Here is an 18,202-nt window from a genome sequence, read left to right on the forward strand (position 1 = left end):
ACGCTGTAACACTTTAAATGAGCTGCATAATTCCTTAAATCGATTCCGATTTAAGGAATTATGCATTAGAGCATTTTCAGGAAAAGTGGAAACCGGTTTTCCGTCTGAAAATGCGTGAAAACAAATAGTTAGAGCGGTTCAATGTTTCCGTGAAACAATGAACCGCTCTAGCCGCTGATCACGAAATCCGCGTCATCGGCAATATAGCCGCTGCGCTCCACGCGGCCATCGGCCAGCATTCGTACGCGGCCTTCCACCACCAGCCGCAGGGCCAGCGGATAGCTGCGATGTTCCACGGTCAGCACCCGTGCGGCAAGGCTTTCGGCCGTGTCCACCGGCAGCACAGGCACGGCGGCCTGGGTAATGATGGGGCCTTCATCCATGCCTTCGGTTACGAAATGCACGGTGCAGCCCGCAAGCTTCATGCCCGCATCCAGCGCCCGCTGATGGGTGTGCAGGCCCGGAAACAGGGGCAGCAGCGACGGGTGAATGTTGAGGATGCGGCCCTGATAGTGGCGGATGAAATCCGCCGATAAAAGCCGCATGTACCCGGCAAGGCAAATGAAATCCGGATTGACCGCATCGAGGGCTGCCAGAATGGCGGCCTCATGCGCGGCCTTGTCGGCGTGGTCCTTGCGGGGAAAGGCTGCCGTGGCAATACCAAGGGCGCGGGCCTTTTCAAGCCCGCCCGCTTCGGCCTTGTCGGAAAAGACCGCGACGATTTCAGCCGGAAAATCCGGCTGCTCGCAGGCCTTGGCCAAGGCAAGCATGTTGGAGCCGCCACCGGAAACCAGCACGGCAATGCGTTTGCGTTTCTCGCTCATAGGGCAAGCGTGCCCTTGTAGATGGTGCCATGCGCGCCGTCTTCCCGCGCCACCATGCGGCCAAGACGCATGACGGTTTCGCCTTCGCCTGCAAGCACGGTGGAAACTGCCTCTGCCTGATCGGCGGAAACGACGACAATCATGCCGACGCCGCAGTTGAAGGTGCGCAGCATTTCATTCTGGGCAACGCCGCCGGTCTTGGCCAGCCATGAGAAGACCGGCGGAACCGGGATGGCCGATAGATCGATTTCCGCTGCCAGATGTCTGGGCAGGACGCGCGGAATGTTTTCCGGAAAGCCGCCGCCGGTAATGTGGGCCAGGGCCTTCAGCGCACGGGTCTCGCGGATCGCCTTCAGAAGCGGCTTCACATAGATGCGGGTTGGCGTGAGAAGGGCTGTGCCGAGCGAAATGCCTTCCTCGGCAAAGGGGGCGTGCGCATCCCAGGAAAGGCCCGAAAGCCCAACGATCTTGCGCACCAGCGAGTAGCCGTTGGAATGAACGCCGGAGGAGGCCAGCCCCAGAATGACGTCGCCTTCGGCGATGTCGCCGGCGGGCAGAAGTTCGCCGCGTTCGGCGGCCCCTACGGCAAAGCCGGCGAGGTCGTAATCGCCGCCTGCATACATGCCGGGCATTTCCGCCGTTTCACCGCCGATCAGCGCACAACCCGCCTCGCGGCAGCCAGCGGCAATGCCGCCGACGATGGCCGCGCCCTGTTCCGGGTCCAGCTTGCCGGTGGCGAAATAATCGAGAAACAGCAGCGGTTCGGCGCCCTGTACCACGAGATCGTTGACGCACATGGCCACGAGATCGATCCCGACCGTATCGTGAAGATTGGCGTCGATGGCGATTTTCAGCTTGGTGCCCACGCCGTCATTGGCCGCCACGAGAATGGGATCCTTGAAGCCTGCGGCCTTGAGGTCGAACAGGCCGCCGAAGCCGCCAATCTCGCCATCGGCGCCGGGACGGCGGGTTGAGCGCACGGCAGGCTTGATTTTCTCCACCAGCAGGTTTCCAGCGTCGATGTCCACCCCGGCATCGCTGTAGGTCAAACCGTTCTTGCCATGCTCGCTCATCATGCGTCTCCAGGGTTCAAGGCCTGTGGCGGCGAACGCTCAGGGTTCGTTGCGGCAGGCATCAAAACAAAACAGGAGGCGGGAGCGCCTTTGACGCAAGGTCGCGACACGCCTCAAGATATGGCGGAGCCATTGACATGAAGGGCCGCAGGTTTCAAGGTCCAGCGCCGGTCAATCGCGATGATTTCCCGCCATTACCGTGCTGGCGGGCGCTTTTTCCGCCACGGATGCGGTCGCGATCGCCGCTCGGCAAACAACCCCTCTAATGCCATTGGCCCGATGCTGCTTCTTGACCCCGGCAAGCGCAAGCGCATATCTCTGCATGGCAACGGTGCAAAGAGGATTGAACATGGTCAAGCGCGTCAGCGGTACGGTTTTGTGGCGGCAGCTCCTCTTTTCGCTGGGAACGCTGGCGGTCATCGTCGCCTTTCTGTTTTTGTTCAGCTCGGTACTCTTGCCCTTCGTGGCGGGCATGGCGCTGGCCTATTTTCTCGATCCCGTGGCAGACCGCCTGCAACGTCTGGGCCTTTCGCGCATGATGGCAACAATCGTCATTCTGGCGTCTTTCGTCGTGGTCTTTGCCCTTTCGCTCATCATCATCATTCCGCTGCTCGTGACCCAGCTCAATGATTTCATCGGCAAGCTGCCCACCTATGTCAGCGAGTTGCAGTCGCTCGTCGCCAGATCCAATACCTGGGCGCCGAAATGGCTGAACAGCCAGATTACCGGGCAAATGGCGTCGATCAAGGCCAATTTCTCCCGTTATCTTGCGGAGGGCGCGGGCTTTCTGGGCACGCTTCTTTCGCAAATCTGGAATTCCGGCAAGGCGCTTCTCGATATTCTGTCGCTGCTGGTGGTCACGCCGGTCGTCGCCTTTTACCTGCTTCTGGACTGGGACCGGATGATGGCCAAGCTGGACAGCCTCATTCCCCGCAACCAGGTGGGGGCGGTCAGGGAAATCGCCCGCGAGATGAACCGCACCATTGCCGGTTTCGTGCGCGGGCAAGGGTCGCTTTGCCTTATTCTCGGCATTTACTATGCTTTGGGCCTGTCGATCATCGGGGTCAATTTCGGTCTCTTGATCGGCTTTTTCTCCGGCATGATCAGCTTTATTCCCTATGTGGGCTCCACCGTGGGCCTGCTTCTGGCCGTAGGCGTGGCGACCGTCCAGTACTGGCCGGATTATATTTATGTGGTGATTACGCTGCTGTTCTTTTTCTCCGGCCAATTCATCGAGGGCAATATTCTTCAGCCCAAGCTTGTTGGCTCCAGCGTCGGGCTGCATCCGGTCTGGCTGATGTTTGCGCTGTTTGCCTTCGGCGCGCTCTTCGGTTTTCTGGGGGTACTTGTGGCTGTTCCCTGCTCGGCAGCCATCGGCGTGCTTGTCCGTTTCGCGGTGAAACGGTATCTTGACAGTGATTTGTATTATGGAGAGCCGGCAACGGTGATCGAAGAGGTCCGCCCTCCGGTGATTTCAGAGACGTAAATGCGTGATAACGACAAGTTGGCGGAGCGCCGAAAGACGGGCGAACAACTGCCGCTGGCCTTTGGCCATCAAGCCGCCTCCGGGCGGGAGGATCTTCTTGTGTCCGAGCGGCTGGCTGCTGCCGTCGCCATCATCGACAGCTGGCCGCACTGGGCCTCGCCCGTCGTCATTCTCACCGGCCCGCAAGGCTCGGGAAAATCGCATCTGGCCGAGGTCTGGCGCAACGAAAGTTCAGCGCGCGATATTTCTCCCGTGACGGGCTCGCAGGCGGCAGCCATTGCCCGTGACCATGCTGTTCTGTTCGAAGATGCCGACCGGGCGGGCTTTGACGAGGTTGAGCTGTTCCACGTCATCAACAGCGTGCGCCAGCATGGCACCAGTCTGCTGATGACCTCCCGAAGCTGGCCTTTGTCGTGGAATGTGAAGCTGCCGGATCTGCGCTCGCGCCTGAAGGCTGCGACATTGGTGGAAATCGGCGAGCCGGACGAGGAACTGCTCGGTCAGGTTATCTTCAAGCTGTTTGCCGACCGGCAGCTGGCGGTGGATGAAAGGATTGTCGCAACCATCCTCAATCGCATGGAGCGCTCGCTGGCATCGGCACAGGAACTGGTGGAGCGGATCGACCGGCTGGCGCTTGCCCGCCGCTCGAAAATCACCCGCGCGCTCGCATTGGAGGTTCTGGACGAAATGCGCGGCAGGGAGCCTTCCACGGCTGAATAGGCGGCCACGGCGAAGGCCGGATCGTGATGGTCAGCGGCTGTCTTCTGTTGCGGCACGGTTCGATCGTCACAGGATCGTCGTGAAATTGTTATATTGGGCGCAGGCGTCGAATTTTGGCGTTTTCTGGAACTGACGGGGAGTGATCGATGGACAGCATTTCAACCGAAGCGCAGGCAGCCCTGACCGAAGCTGAAGCCGCGCGCGAGGAGCTGCTGACCAGTCCAGGCCGCTTCATCAATCGCGAATTTTCCTGGCTTCAGTTCAATCGCCGCGTTCTGGAAGAAACGCTGAATACAGCCCATCCGCTCCTGGAGCGCGTGCGCTTCCTGTCGATTTCGGCGGCCAATCTCGATGAATTCTTCATGGTGCGGGTGGCAGGTCTGGAAGGCCAGGTGCGCCAGAATATCGGCGTGAAGAGCCCGGATGGCCGCACCCCCGCCGAACAGCTTGAGGATATTCTCAAGGAAATCGACAATCTTCAGATGGAGCAGCAGGCATCGCTTGCCGTCTTGCAGCAATATCTGGCCAAGGAAGACATTCTGATCGTGCGCCCGGCGGCGCTGTCGGAGGAGGATCGCGGCTGGCTCGAATCGGAATTCGAACAGTCGATCTTTCCGGTGCTGACGCCCTTGTCCATCGATCCGGCCCATCCTTTCCCCTTCATTCCCAATCTCGGCTTTTCCATGGGGCTTGAGCTGGTGAGTCTGCGCGGCAAGGAGCCGATGACGGCGCTTTTGCGTCTGCCCACCACGCTTGACCGGTTTATCCGTCTGCCCGATGACAAGACGACCATTCGCTACATCACGCTGGAAGACGTGGTGGGCATGTTCATCCACAGGCTTTATCCGGGCTATGATGTGAAGGGTTACGGCACCTTTCGTATCATTCGCGACAGCGACATCGAAGTGGAGGAAGAGGCCGAAGATCTGGTTCGCTTCTTCGAAACGGCGCTGAAGCGCCGCCGCCGGGGTTCGGTGATCCGCATCGAGACGGATTCGGAGATGCCGGTGGCGCTGCGCCAGTTCGTGATCGAGGAGCTGGGCGTGCCGGACAATCGCGTGGCCGTGCTTCCCGGCCTGCTTGCCCTCAATACCATTTCCGAAATCACCAAGGCCCCGCGCGAGGATCTGCGCTTCGAGCCCTATAATGCCCGTTTCCCGGAGCGCGTGCGCGACCATATGGGCGATTGCCTGGCCGCCATTCGCGAAAAGGACATGGTGGTGCATCACCCCTATGAAAGCTTCGACGTGGTGGTGCAATTCCTGATCCAGGCGGCCCGAGACCCGGACGTGCTGGCGATCAAGCAGACGCTCTACCGCACGTCCAACGACAGCCCCATCGTGCGCGCGCTGATCGATGCGGCGGAAGCGGGCAAGTCGGTGACGGCGCTTGTGGAACTGAAGGCCCGCTTCGACGAGGAGGCCAATATCCGCTGGGCGCGCGATCTGGAGCGGGCGGGCGTGCAGGTGGTGTTTGGCTTCATCGAGCTGAAAACCCATGCCAAGATGTCGATGGTCGTGCGCCGCGAAGATGGCAAGCTGCGCACCTATTGCCACCTCGGCACCGGCAATTATCACCCGGTGACGGCCAAGATCTATACGGACCTGTCCTTCTTCACCTGCAATCCGAAGATTGCCCATGACATGGCCAATGTGTTCAACTTCATCACCGGCTATGGCGAGCCGGAAGAAAACATGAAGCTGGCCGTTTCACCCTATACAATGCGATCGCGCATTCTTCGCCATATCGATGAGGAAATCCGTAACGCCCAGGAGGGCAAGCCCTCCGGCATCTGGATGAAGATGAATTCGCTGGTCGATCCCGAAATCATCGATGCGCTTTACACCGCCAGCCGCGCCGGCGTGGAGGTGGATCTCGTGGTGCGGGGCATTTGCTGCCTGCGGCCGCAGGTGCCGGGCCTTTCGGATAATATTCGCGTCAAATCGATTGTCGGACGCTTCCTGGAGCATAGCCGGATTTTCTGCTTCGCCAATGGCCATCGTCTGCCCTCCGACAAGGCGCTGGTCTATATCGGCTCCGCCGACATGATGCCGCGCAATCTCGACCGGCGCGTGGAAACGCTGGTGCCGCTGATCAATCCCACTGTGCATGAGCAGGTTCTCTCGCAGATCATGCTTGGCAATCTCATTGACAACCAGCAGAGCTACGAGATATTGCCCGATGGAACATCGCGGCGGATGGAAGTGCGCCAGGGAGAGGAACCTTTTAACGCGCAGCACTATTTCATGACCAATCCCAGCCTGTCAGGCCGGGGAGAGGCCCTGAAATCCAGCGCGCCAAAGCTGATTGCCGGGGTCGTTTCCGGCCGTAAATAGCAATACGGATATTCATGACCCAATCTGAAGCCCGGGGGCGCCTTCCCGGAATTGCCCCTGTTTCCGTTGTCGATATCGGTTCGAATTCCATTCGACTGGTGATTTACGAAGGGCTTTCGCGCGCCCCTGCCATCCTGTTCAATGAAAAGGTGCTGTGCGGCCTTGGCAAGGGTCTTGCCACAACCGGCCGTATGGATGACGAGGGCGTCACCCGTGCGCTTGCCGCGCTCAAGCGGTTTCACGCGCTTTCGCGGCAGGCAAGGGCGGTTTCTATGCATGTGCTGGCCACGGCTGCGGCGCGTGAATCCGAAAACGGCCCCGCCTTCATTGCCGAGGCAAGCCGCATTCTGGATCACGACATCCGGGTGTTGACCGGCGAGGAAGAGGCGCTTTACTCCGCCTATGGCATCATCAGCGGCTTCCATGATGTCGATGGCATTGCGGGCGACCTCGGCGGCGGCTCGCTGGAACTGGTCGATATTGTCGGCAAGCGGATCGGCAAGGGCATTACCCTGCCGCTTGGAGGCTTGCGCCTTTCCGAACAATCGGGCGGTGTGCTCGACAAGGCCCGCGCCATCGTGCGCAAGCACGTGAAGGATGCCGACCTGCTCCGGCAAGGCAAGGGCCGCATTTTCTATGCGGTGGGCGGCACCTGGCGCAATATTGCCAAGCTGCACATGGAAATTCGCAACTATCCGCTGCACATGATGCAGGGCTATCAGTTGCCGCTGGGCGAAATGCTGCTGTTTCTGGATGAAATCATCTCGGGCGTTGCGGCAAGAACGGCGGCCTGGCAGAGGATTTCCAAAAATCGCCGCGCGCTCATTCCCTTTGGCGCCATTGCCATGCGCGAGGTGCTGGAAGCCATGCAGCCGGAAAGCATCTGCTTTTCGGCGCAGGGCGTGCGCGAAGGCTATCTCTATTCGCTGTTGAGCGAAGAGGACCGCGCTCTGGACCCGCTGCTGGAAGCGGCGGACGGCATGGCCATATTGCGTGCCCGCTCGCCCGAACATGCCCGCGAGCTTGCCCGCTGGACCGGCGAGATGATGCCCTTTTTCGACGTGGCCGAGACGGAAGAGGAAGCCCGCTACCGTCAGGCCGCCTGCCTTCTTGCCGATATAAGCTGGCGCGCCCATCCGGATTATCGCGGGCTTCAGGCGCTCAACCTCATTGCGCATTCCTCGGTGGTGGGCATTACCCATCCGGGCCGTGCCTATATTGCGCTGGCCAATTACTATCGTTTCGAGGGCCTGCATGACGACGGACAAACCGGGCCTTTGGCCGCGATTGCCACGGAACGGCTGCTGAACGGCGCAAAGCTTCTGGGTGGATTGTTGCGCGTGGTCTACCTTTTCTCGGCCTCCATGCCGGGCGTGGTCGATCATCTGACCTTCGAGCGCAGCAGCAGAAGCGACGCCGATCTGGATTTCGTGGTGCCCGAAGCCTATGCCGATTTTGCCGGCGAGCGGCTCGATGGCCGTTTGCAACAACTGGCCAAGCTGACCGGCAAGCGGCTGGCCTTCCGCTTCTCCTGAGGTGTAATACCAAGGGTCATTGACAATGACCCTTGGTATTACCCTTTCGAATATCTCAAGCTTTTGCCGCATTTGAGATATTCGAAATCTCTTCAAGGCGAGGATGCGTTCGCATCTTCGAGCCTTGGTATAAGGCGCCCGGCAATCAGCCCTTTCCCGGAATCCCCTTGATCAAGGCGCGGCGAAAGGCTTCCAGCGTTTCGGCGCTGACGTAATGCTCGATGCCTTCCGCGTCGATACGCGCGGTGCGCTCGTCAATGCCCAGCATTTTCAGGAAATCCTCCACGACCTCATGGCGCTCGCGGCTTTCCCGCGCCAGTTTCTCGCCCGCCTCGGTCAGAAAAACGCCACGATAGGGCTTGCGGGAAATCAGCCCGCTTTCGGCAAGTCGCGCCAGCATCTTGGCAACGGTCGGCTGCGCCACGCCCAGGCGTTCGGCTATATCCACCTGCCGGGCTTCCTGCCCTTCGGCAATCAGGTCGGCGATCAATTCCACATAATCCTCCACCAGCGCCAGCCGCTGGGCTTCGCGGGTCTGGCGAAACCCCTCGCAATGGGCCTCTGCTTCGGGCAGGGCGCCACGGCGGGAATGAGGGAGGGATGAGCGCGTCAATATTGCCTTCCTGTCTGTAAGGGTGCTGCCTCGCCTATAGCAACCCTTGCCGCAAATGAACAGGAGGGCTGCCGCCTTTCGGCAGCAATGCGGATTTTCGCGATTACAGCACAGGCAATAAAATATAGCCTCTTGCATAATGTTGGGAATGGCGGCACATTGTTGCAAGTCATTTGCAATAAGGTTTCATCATGAGCATGTCGCAGCCGGGCAGTGTTTCCGGGCAGGGGTGGAAATTCACCGAGACGGAACCGGGGCGCGAAAGCCTCTCGGAGGTTCACGCCAGCGTCAGGGTGCCGCAGGGCGGCTCCTGGGTGCGCAAACTGCTGGCCTTTGCCGGGCCGGGCTATATGGTGTCGGTCGGCTACATGGATCCCGGCAACTGGGCAACCGACATCGCCGGTGGCTCGGCCTTCGGCTATACGCTGCTGTCGGTCATCATGATCTCCAACCTCATGGCCATCCTGCTGCAAGCGCTTTCGGCGCGGCTCGGCATCGTCACGGGGCGCGATCTGGCACAGGCCTGCCGCGATCACTATTCCGCGCCGGTACGGATCTGTCTGTGGATCGCCTGCGAACTGGCCATCATCGCCTGCGATCTGGCGGAAGTTATCGGCACGGCCATCGCGCTTCAGCTTCTTTTCGGCATTCCGCTGGTGCTGGGCGCGGTGATCACGGCGCTGGACGTGTTTTTATTGCTGATGCTGATGAACCGGGGTTTCCGTTTTCTGGAAGCTTTCGTCGTCTCGCTGCTGTCGATCATCGCCATCTGCTTTCTCGTGCAGATTGCCATGGCGCAGCCACCCGTGGCCGAGGTGCTGAACGGCTTCATTCCCAAGAGCGAAATCCTTACCAACGGCGATATGCTCTATGTGGCGATCGGCATTATCGGCGCCACCGTCATGCCGCATAACCTCTATCTCCACTCCTCCATCGTGCAGACAAGAGCCTATAAGCGCGACGAACCCGGCAGGCGGGAAGCAATCCGCTGGGCAACGGTGGACAGCACCGTGGCGTTGATGCTGGCGCTTTTCGTCAACGCGGCCATTCTCATCGTTGCGGCAGGCGTGTTTCATGCCAATGGCCATACGGATGTGGCCGAGATCGAGCAGGCGCATCAAATGCTTTCGCCGCTCCTGGGCTTTACCATCGCCTCCACCTTGTTTGCGGTGGCCTTGCTGGCCTCCGGCATCAATTCGACCGTCACGGCAACGCTGGCAGGCCAAATCGTCATGGAAGGCTTCCTGCGCCTTCGCATTCCCAACTGGGCGCGGCGGCTGATCACCCGCGGCCTTGCCATCATCCCCGTCGTGGTGGTCACGTGGATTTATGGCGACAAGGGCACGGCGGAACTTCTGGTGCTGAGCCAGGTGGTGCTGTCCATGCAGCTGCCCTTCGCGGTGGTTCCGCTCATCAGCTTCGTCACCGATCGCAGCAAGATGGGCAATTTCACCATACCGCGTCCCGTTGCCATTCTTGCATGGGCAGTGGCCGGTATCATCATTGCGCTCAATATCAAGCTGCTGTGGGATACGTTTTTCGGCGCCTGACAGCGGGACATTTCCCGGCGCTGAACCAGCACCGGGAAATGGCATCATGCTTATTTCGCCGTGAGGAAATCCGCGACATCCAGAATGACGAATTCGTTGTCGTCATTGGCATCGACCCGGCGGCCGACCGAGAAGGGCAGGTTGTTGTCATTGCCGACGATGATGTGGGTGGCATCCACGACATCGACATTCTCGATGGTCACGAAAGGCATGGTGTAAACGCCATTGACGCTGCCCTGCTTGGCCTTGCCGTCGGGATCGGCAATATTCATCAGGTCGATATAGCCGATCTTGCGCACCGGCTTGCCGACATTGGCGTCGGAAAATTCGATCTTGTAGATGCGCTTGTGGCGGGCAGGCTTTTCGAAGCAATCGGCTTGCGGCCTGGCCGGATCGGCGCAGGCTTTATCGGCAGTGCCTTCGCCGCCATCGCGCTCGATCACCATGGCGGTGGTATCGTCGATCATGTTGAAATCGCCGATATTCGTGCCGCCTGCCGAAAGCGGATAGAACCAGCTTCTGCCCGTCCAGGCCTTGGCGGCAGTATCGAATTCGATGACCCGCAGCGCATTCTGCCCGTCCACCTGTTCGAACTTGCCATCCCCCAGATAGAGCGGACCCTCCAGCAGGGCATAAAGCCGGCTGCCGTCCTTCGACATCGCCAGTCCTTCAAAGCCGTTGGAACGGCGCAGATTATAAGGCGGCAGCGGCTTTGAGGGGTCGGACGGCAGGGTCAGCATGGCATTGTCCGGCGACATTACCGGCTTGCCATCCACCATGGTTGGATAGGCGGCCATCAGTTCGCCCTTGCGATTGACCTTGAGGAGATAAGGCCCGAATTCCTCGCCCAGCCAGAAGCCGTCATCGGTGGGCTGGATCGATTCGAGATCGAAATCCGAACCCGTCAGATAACGCTTTTCAGCCCCTTCCATGGCAATGGGAAAGGGAGCAATGCGGTTGGGATCGGAAAGGAAGATCGTCTCCTGCCGCTCGACCTTGCCACCTGTCCAGTCGAAGGTCAGATGATGCAGCATCAGCATGGCATCCACCGAGTTCAGCTTGGTGCCAAAGCCGTTGTCGGACAGGCTCCAGAAGCTCCCGTCCTTCATGGTCTTGATGCCGGAAAAGCCCTGCACGGCCTGCCCCTTGAACGGCATGGAAAGGCCGGTGGGGTGAATGCCATCCATGCCGGGAACGGCGCCTGTGGCGCGCTTGCGGTCCGGGGTCGTAAACTTCGCCGCCGATTTAAGGGCGTCCGGCGCATCGGCAGGGGCATCAATGACGGTATTGGCAGGCAGCACGGCCTGAGCGGAAAGTTTCGCGGGAAAGGCCTTCTCCTCGGCCATGGCAAAGCTGGTGAGAAGGGTAAGCGAAACGGTCGCGAGCAAAAGCTTTTTCATGAAATCCCCCATGATACCAAGGCATTGAAGATGCAAACGCATCGCGGCCTTGAAGACATTTGACCGATCTCAATTGCGTCAGAACCTTGAGACCGTCGAAAAAGGAATACCGGGCGTCTTATTCGAAGATGCCCGGTGCGAGACGCCTTTGTGCAAAGCGCCCAGCTCCTTTAGGGGCCGCTCATGTCGGCTGGATTGCGAAGGGGTGAAGCTTTTGTGACGATGGGGTTTGGCTGTGCGTGGTGTTGCTCGGGTTACTCAGCTGGAAAGCTGTCGCCCCAGTTGGCCCGGCGGGCCAGCTTGAAGGCCTCGCCATCGCGGCGGCTCAGGAGCTTTTCCTCCAATGCGCCGTCGCTGCGACAGAGTTTCAGCCGCGCCACGCCGCCGGAAATGCGCGGGGGCGAGAGAATGCGCCGGGCGCTTGCCGTTGCCGGCTGGCGGGAGGCGGCGATGAAGATGAACTTCTCGTCCTCCCACGGCACTTCCCCCTGCTTGACCTGACGGTGCAGACGGGAACGGGCCACCCGGCGGGAGAAATGGCACCAGTCCGGCGCCTGAACGGGGCAGGGCGCATGGTGCGGACAGGGCGCAAGCAGATGGGCGCCCGCATCGATCAGCGTCTGACGCGCCACCAGAATGCGGTTCCAGCCTGCTGGCGTGCCGGGTTCGATGATGACAATGACGTCGGCGGTCACAGCCCAGAGCTTTTTCGTGACCGCGGCAACCGCATCCACTGGCAGCTCGTCCAGCACATAGGCGAGCGTCACGAGATCGGCGGGCGCAAGTGCTGGAAAATCCTTGATGACATCGCCAGCCTGCCAGTGACAGGAAAAGGGCAGGGCGGCGGAAAGCGTTTCGCCCACTTTGCGAATGGCAGGGCTGGCTTCCACCAGATCGGCCTGCGAAAAACCCGGCCAGCAATCATGGGCCGCCCAAAGGGCGGTACCGGGGCCGGAACCCACATCGATCAGGCTCTGAGGTGAAAACGCACCGCGCACCTCTGCCACGATTTCGAAGGCGGCGCGCACGGCGGCAAAGGTGGCGGGCAGGCGGGCGGCCAGATAGGCCTTGGCGGCAAGCTCGTCGTTGATATGCAGCCCGCCATCGCGCACTTCCCGGCGATAACGGCTTGAAAGGCGCTCCGACGCTTTCATCAGCGCATCGAGCGGCTGGTTTTGCAGAAGGCGCTCGACGGCGCTTTTCAAAAGGGCGGGCAATTCCAAGAGGGCGATCCGTAGAGGTTGAGGTGGCGGGCTGGTCTTATCGCAAATGGTCGCTATTGGGAAAGGCTTCCCATTCGGGCCGCAGCAGCGACATCTGCACAAGATCGGTAAAGCGTCCGTCCGGCCAGCCATAGGCCCCGCGCTGAATGCCTTCCTGCCGGTATCCGAGCTTTTCATAGACGTGCCGGGCGCGATGGTTATGCTCATGCGCCGAAAGCCACAGTCGATAAGCGTTCAACTCCTGAAAGGCGAAGGCATTGAGGCTGGCCATCATGGCCGTTCCCGTGCCCTTACCCGCCTCGGCCACCACCACCCGCTTGATGTAGATATTGCGAAAATGGTGGTGAATATTTTGCAGGATCACGAGACCCACGGGGCGGTTTGCCTGCTCGCCGATCAGTACGGCGGAATCGGCCTTTGCCATTTCCGCCAGATAGTCCTCTTCGCTGAAACGTCCGACAAGTTCTGCATAGCCGGGTTGCCTTTCGGCCGACATCATGAAGGCGATGTCGGCCTCAAGCGCCCGGCGTATGCGGATTGCCGCCATCAGGAAAGCTCCACGGCCTCGATTTTCTTGCCGACGAAGCGCAGCGCCACGCCGCCATTGATGAGCTTCAGCGCATAATCGCCGAACAGATCGCGCCGCCAGCCGCTCATGGCGGCAACCTCGGCGGCTTCACCTTCAAGCGCGATCTTTTCGAGATCTTCGGTATTGGCGATCATCTTGGCGGCCACGCCATGCTTTTCGGAGGTCAGCCGCAGCAGAACCTTCAGAAGCTCCACGGCAGAGGCGGTTCCCTCCGGCACATGCGCCTGCCGCTGCACCTGCGGCCAGTCGGCCTTGGGAATGGACAGGGCGGCATTCACGGCATCAATGATGGCCGCGCCGGAAGAGGAGCGCTCCCAGCCTTTCGGAACGGTGCGAAGACGGCCCAGCGCCTCGGCATCCTTGGGCTGCTGCTGGGCGATTTCGAAAATCGCATCGTCCTTCAGCACGCGCGAGCGCGGCACGTTGCGGGCGCGCGCCTCGCGCTCGCGCCAGGCGGCCACGCCCTTCAGCACCATCAGTTCCTGCGGTTTTTTCAACCGCATCTTCAGGCGCTGCCAGGCATCGTCAGGATGCAGGTCATAGGTTTGGCGGGCTTCGAGAACGGCCATTTCCTCGTTCAGCCAGCTGGCGCGGCCTTCCTTCTCCAGCTCCGCCTTGAGTTTGATATAGACGTCGCGCAGATGGGTGACATCGGCCAGCGCATATTCAAGCTGCTTGTCGGAAAGCGGGCGGCGGCTCCAGTCGGTAAAGCGGGAGCTTTTGTCGATGTGGACATTCTTGACCCGCTGGACGAGCTGGTCGTAGGAAATACTGTCGCCGAAGCCGCACACCATGGCGGCAACCTGCGTGTCGAAGATCGGATGGGGGATAAGGTTCCCCAGATGAAAGATGATTTCAATATCCTGACGCGCGGCGTGAAAAACCTTGGTAACGGCGCCATTGCCCATGAGATCGAAAAAGGGCTTGAGGTCCATGCCCGGCGCCAGGGGATCGACGATCACCTCCAGCTCGGGGCTTGCCATCTGGATCAGACATAATTCCGGCCAGAAGGTCGTTTCGCGCAGAAATTCAGTATCGATGGTAATGAAATCGGATTGTGCCAACGCAAGGCAGGCTTCTTCCAATTTTTCGGTTGTGACAATCATTTTGCCCCAGCTTTTTTATAGTAATCCCCCTTAGTTCTCCCTCAGACCCCCGTTGTCAATACGGATCGGCGGCAAGCAGGGTGCTTTCACGGGCCTGAAGAGGGATTTGCACGCTCAATATTGCGCGAGCGCCCTAACTTACCCGGATATAGGAGGTCATGCCGGTTTTCTGATGCTCGATGATGTGGCAGTGGAGAACCCAGTCGCCCGGATTGTCAGCCACAAATGCAAGTTGAACCTTTTCATCGGGAAGCACGAGATAGGTGTCTGAAATCACTGGGTCTACCGCCCCGCGTGAAGAGGAAATCACCTTGAAATTCATGCCGTGCAGGTGAATGGGATGGGCGTGCGGCGTGGTGTTGGCAAGGTCGAAGACATAGCTTCTGCCAAGCTTGAGTTCGGCCAGCGGGGCCATGGGATCTGGCGTGTCGCCCGGCCAGACCACCTTGTTGATCGCCCAGAAACTGTAACCAAGCGTGCCGCAGACCGAATCGCGGGCGGCGTTTTCCGCCGTGGCGCTCAACACCAGCGGAATATGTTCGGCGCCTGCGACATCCGGCTCATGGAAGGGATTGGGCTGAAGCGGCGTAACATCGCCCGCCGCCCGATTGAGAGAGGCGCCAAGTGCGCGCAAGCGGGCCACCACCTTTGGCGTGCTGGGGCGCAGGTCCATGAGGGCAGCCTCCAGCCCTTCCGATGCCGGCATGACGATGGCAAGATCGAGCCGCTGGCCCGGCGCCACCACCACCATGTCCAGCGGGCGCGGGGCGGCAAGCGGCTGGCCGTCCAGCGCCAGAACCACGGCTTGCGCGCCCTCGAGCCGGAGATTGTAGAGGCGCGTCACATCGGTATTGGCAAGCCTGAGGCGCACCAGCCCTCCGGCTGGCGCATCCAGCCTTGGTTCCGGCGACCAGTTTGCGCCGCGCACCGTGCCAAAGGTTCCGGCCCGCGCCGTATCACGCGGCTTGAACATGTCGATGAACTGGCCATCGGCCCCCAGCCGCCAATCGCGCAGGTTCAGCGTCACTTCCGCATCGAAAACGGGGTCTTTCGGATCCTCCACGATCAGAAGGCCGGTCATGCCGTGGCCCATTTGCTCCAGCGTGCTGCAATGGGGGTGATACCAGAAGGTTCCGGCATCGGGCGGGGTGAAGGTGTAATCGAAACGGTCGCCCTTGTAGACATAGGGCTGGGTCAGAAACGGCACGCCATCCATGGCATTGGGAATGCGCAGACCGTGCCAGTGAAGCGTGGTGGCGTCGTCAAGGCTGTTGTGGAGGCGCGCGGCAAAGGGTTCGCCCCGGCGCAGCCGCAGCACCGGCGGCATCGGCCCCTCATGGCCTTCCAGGCCGTAGGTGAAGACGTTTTTCGTCAGGTTCTTTCCATCCAGCACGGCAGCGGTGGTTCTGGCCTCGATGTCCAGAGGGACAGGGGCGGCCTCGGCGCGATTGAAGCGGCTGGCTATGCCCAGTCCACCGCCATAGGCGGCAAGAAGAGCGGAGCCCTTGAGAAGCGTGCGGCGGGAAAGGCGGTGCATGGCAGGTTCCTGAATTGCTCCACTCTTTTAAAGTTGAGAGGTAAAATCAGCAATGGGTCCGGATGCCACAGGCGTGTTCAATTCTGTTTGAGCCCATCGCAGCCCGGCGCGAAACCATTGGACAGGGGCGCGCAGAATGCGTGCCGCCTTGACAAATCGGGCGTGTCATGCGCTTTTCCGCCCGAATTCATCATGCTGGCCGACACTGTGCGTTGGTCGGCATCAAGGCATTTCCGGGACAGGCGGAAAACGGTTTTCCATCCGGAAATGCATTCAACAATAACTTAAGGGCGGTTCCGCGTTTCCCGGAAACACTGAAACGTTCTTGCGATTCCAGGATACCGAAATGCATCGCTATCGCAGCCACACCTGTGCCGCTCTTCGCAAAGCCGATGTCGGCACGACCGTTCGCCTCTCCGGCTGGGTTCATCGCGTCCGCGACCATGGCGGCGTTCTCTTCATCGATCTGCGCGACCATTACGGCATGACGCAGGTGGTGGCCGATCCCGACAGCCCCGCCTTCAAGGTTGCCGAAACCGTGCGCGGCGAATGGGTCATCCGCATCGATGGCGTCGTCAAGGCCCGCACGGAGGATACGGTCAACAAGACAATGCCCACCGGCGAGATCGAGCTTTACGCCCACGAGATCGAAGTGCTGTCGGTGGCCAAGGAACTGCCGCTGCCGGTGTTCGGCGAGCCGGACTATCCGGAAGACGTTCGCCTGAAATATCGCTTCATCGATCTTCGCCGCGATACCCTGCACAAGAACATCGTCAAGCGCACCCAGATTATCTCCGCCATGCGCAATGGCATGGGCGAGCTTGGCTTTGCTGAATACACCACGCCAATTCTGACGGCGTCTTCGCCAGAAGGTGCGCGTGACTTTCTGGTGCCAAGCCGTATCCATGAAGGTCAGTTCTTTGCGCTGCCGCAGGCTCCACAGCAGTACAAGCAGCTGCTGATGGTGGCGGGTTTCGACCGCTATTTCCAGATTGCCCCTTGCTTCCGCGATGAAGACCCGCGTGCAGACCGCCTGCCGGGCGAGTTCTATCAGCTCGACGTGGAAATGAGCTTCGTGACCCAGGAAGATGTCTGGACCACAATGGAACCAATGATGACCAAGGTGTTCGAGCAGTTTGCCGACGGCAAGCCTGTGACGAAGCAATGGCCGCGCATTCCTTACGATGAGGCCATCCGCAAATACGGCTCCGACAAGCCAGACTTGCGTAACCCGATTGTCATGCAGGCTGTGACCGAGCATTTCCGCGGCTCCGGCTTCAAGATTTTCGCAAGCATGATCGAATCCAACCCCAAGGTTGAGGTTTGGGCTATTCCGGTCAAGCATACAGACGCCACTGGCCCGATTGGCCGCGCCGTGTGCGACCGTATGAACGCTTGGGCGCAGTCCACCGGCCAGCCGGGCCTGGGCTATATCTTCTGGAAGGAAGAAGAGGGCAAGGTGGCCGGTTCCGGTCCGCTCGCCAAGAATATTGGCGAGGAGCGCACCGCAGCCGTTGCCGCCCAGCTTGGCCTTGGTGCGGGCGATGCCTGCTTCTTCGTGGCCGGTGATCCAGCCAAGTTCTACAAATTCGCTGGCGAAGCCCGCACCCGTGCAGGCGAAGAGCTGAACCTGATCGACCGCGACCGGTTTGAAATGTGCTGGATTGTTGACTTCCCGTTCTACGAATGGAGCGAGGAAGAAAAGAAGATCGACTTTGCCCACAACCCGTTCTCCATGCCGCAGGGTGGAGAGGCTGCCTTCGATACCCAAGATCCGCTGACGCTGAAGGCTTACCAGTATGACGCGGTGTGCAACGGCTTTGAAATTGCCTCTGGCTCGATCCGTAACCAGTCGCCGGAACTGATGGTCAAGGCCTTCGAAAAGGTCGGCCTCAGCCAGACGGATGTTGAGGAACGCTTCGGCGGTCTCTACCGCGCCTTCCAGTATGGCGCCCCTCCGCATGGCGGCTGCGCTTTCGGCATTGACCGCGTCGTCATGCTGCTGGTGGGGGCGAAGAACCTGCGCGAAATCTCGCTCTTCCCGATGAACCAGCAGGCGCAGGACCTGTTGATGAATGCACCAAGCCCCGCCACGCCCACGCAGCTGCGTGAGCTTGCGCTGCGCGTCGTGCCGTCCAAGAAGGATTGACGGTAAGGCGGCCCGGCCGCCGGTTTGAATTTTGAAGCTTGGGAAGCGCTGTTCCGGTCAC

At 60.2% G+C, this 18,202-nt stretch carries 14 protein-coding genes; 6 read left to right on the forward strand and 8 right to left on the reverse strand.

Translation table 11 applies throughout. From position 1 onward, the window contains the following. Positions 1 to 167 precede the first annotated feature (167 nt). Positions 168 to 824 carry a phosphoribosylglycinamide formyltransferase gene (gene purN / locus T424_RS0101235; protein ID WP_027486107.1) on the reverse strand — a complete coding sequence of 219 codons (657 nt, stop codon included), beginning with the start codon at positions 822 to 824 and terminating at the stop codon, positions 168 to 170. Then, positions 821 to 1,897, reverse strand: a complete 1,077-nt coding sequence (purM, locus tag T424_RS0101240) for a phosphoribosylformylglycinamidine cyclo-ligase (RefSeq protein ID WP_027486108.1) — start codon at positions 1,895 to 1,897, stop codon at positions 821 to 823. The genes purN and purM overlap by 4 nt, the downstream gene beginning before the upstream one ends. A 349-nt stretch (positions 1,898 to 2,246) precedes the next feature. On the opposite strand from purM, the gene T424_RS0101250 reads away from it, so the two are divergent. The 4 genes from T424_RS0101250 to ppx all read left to right on the forward strand — a co-directional run bounded on the left by T424_RS0101250 (position 2,247) and on the right by ppx (position 7,974). After that, positions 2,247 to 3,383 carry an AI-2E family transporter gene (locus tag T424_RS0101250; protein ID WP_027486110.1) on the forward strand — a complete coding sequence of 379 codons (1,137 nt, stop codon included), beginning with the start codon at positions 2,247 to 2,249 and terminating at the stop codon, positions 3,381 to 3,383. Then, the gene (hdaA, locus tag T424_RS0101255; protein ID WP_027486111.1) at positions 3,384 to 4,103 is read left to right on the forward strand and encodes a DnaA regulatory inactivator HdaA; all 720 of its coding nucleotides are present in this window, start codon (positions 3,384 to 3,386) and stop codon (positions 4,101 to 4,103) included. Positions 4,104 to 4,249: 146 nt separating this feature from the next. Then, positions 4,250 to 6,439, forward strand: coding sequence for an RNA degradosome polyphosphate kinase (locus T424_RS0101260; RefSeq protein WP_027486112.1), 2,190 nt, complete (start codon positions 4,250 to 4,252; stop codon positions 6,437 to 6,439). Between the two features lie 14 nt (positions 6,440 to 6,453). Further along, positions 6,454 to 7,974: an exopolyphosphatase gene (gene ppx, locus T424_RS0101265; RefSeq protein ID WP_027486113.1), complete on the forward strand. Its 1,521-nt coding sequence runs from the start codon at positions 6,454 to 6,456 to the stop codon at positions 7,972 to 7,974. Positions 7,975 to 8,119: 145 nt separating this feature from the next. Here ppx and mntR read toward each other — a convergent pair whose 3' ends face one another. After that, complete coding sequence (gene mntR / locus T424_RS0101270) at positions 8,120 to 8,587, reverse strand: manganese-binding transcriptional regulator MntR (protein WP_027486114.1); 468 nt, start codon at positions 8,585 to 8,587, stop codon at positions 8,120 to 8,122. 197 nt (positions 8,588 to 8,784) lie between these two features. Between mntR and T424_RS0101275 the strand changes: the two genes are divergently transcribed. Beyond that, positions 8,785 to 10,137, forward strand: a complete 1,353-nt coding sequence (locus tag T424_RS0101275) for an Nramp family divalent metal transporter (protein ID WP_027486115.1) — start codon at positions 8,785 to 8,787, stop codon at positions 10,135 to 10,137. Positions 10,138 to 10,187: 50 nt separating this feature from the next. On the opposite strand, the gene T424_RS0101280 is transcribed toward T424_RS0101275, so the two are convergent. The 5 genes from T424_RS0101280 to T424_RS0101300 all read right to left on the reverse strand — a co-directional run bounded on the left by T424_RS0101280 (position 10,188) and on the right by T424_RS0101300 (position 15,992). After that, positions 10,188 to 11,537: an esterase-like activity of phytase family protein gene (locus tag T424_RS0101280; protein WP_027486116.1), complete on the reverse strand. Its 1,350-nt coding sequence runs from the start codon at positions 11,535 to 11,537 to the stop codon at positions 10,188 to 10,190. 254 nt (positions 11,538 to 11,791) lie between these two features. Continuing rightward, on the reverse strand, positions 11,792 to 12,760 hold the full coding sequence (locus T424_RS0101285; RefSeq protein ID WP_027486117.1) for a small ribosomal subunit Rsm22 family protein: 969 nt from the start codon (positions 12,758 to 12,760) through the stop codon (positions 11,792 to 11,794). A gap of 37 nt (positions 12,761 to 12,797) precedes the next feature. Continuing rightward, positions 12,798 to 13,307, reverse strand: coding sequence for a GNAT family N-acetyltransferase (locus T424_RS21650; RefSeq protein WP_027486118.1), 510 nt, complete (start codon positions 13,305 to 13,307; stop codon positions 12,798 to 12,800). Continuing rightward, positions 13,307 to 14,455 (reverse strand): ribonuclease D, encoded by a 1,149-nt coding sequence (rnd, locus tag T424_RS0101295; RefSeq protein ID WP_027486119.1) that lies wholly within the window; start codon positions 14,453 to 14,455, stop codon positions 13,307 to 13,309. Before rnd ends, T424_RS21650 begins: the two co-directional genes overlap by 1 nt. A gap of 133 nt (positions 14,456 to 14,588) precedes the next feature. Then, a complete protein-coding gene (locus T424_RS0101300; protein WP_027486120.1) occupies positions 14,589 to 15,992 on the reverse strand; it encodes a multicopper oxidase family protein in 1,404 nt (467 codons plus the stop codon). A 346-nt stretch (positions 15,993 to 16,338) separates the two neighbouring features. On the opposite strand from T424_RS0101300, the gene aspS reads away from it, so the two are divergent. Beyond that, on the forward strand, positions 16,339 to 18,141 hold the full coding sequence (gene aspS, locus T424_RS0101305; protein WP_027486121.1) for an aspartate--tRNA ligase: 1,803 nt from the start codon (positions 16,339 to 16,341) through the stop codon (positions 18,139 to 18,141). Positions 18,142 to 18,202: the final 61 nt, after the last annotated feature.

It is taken from the genome of Allorhizobium undicola ORS 992 = ATCC 700741 (assembly GCF_000621665.1).
GTDB lineage: Bacteria > Pseudomonadota > Alphaproteobacteria > Rhizobiales > Rhizobiaceae > Allorhizobium > Allorhizobium undicola.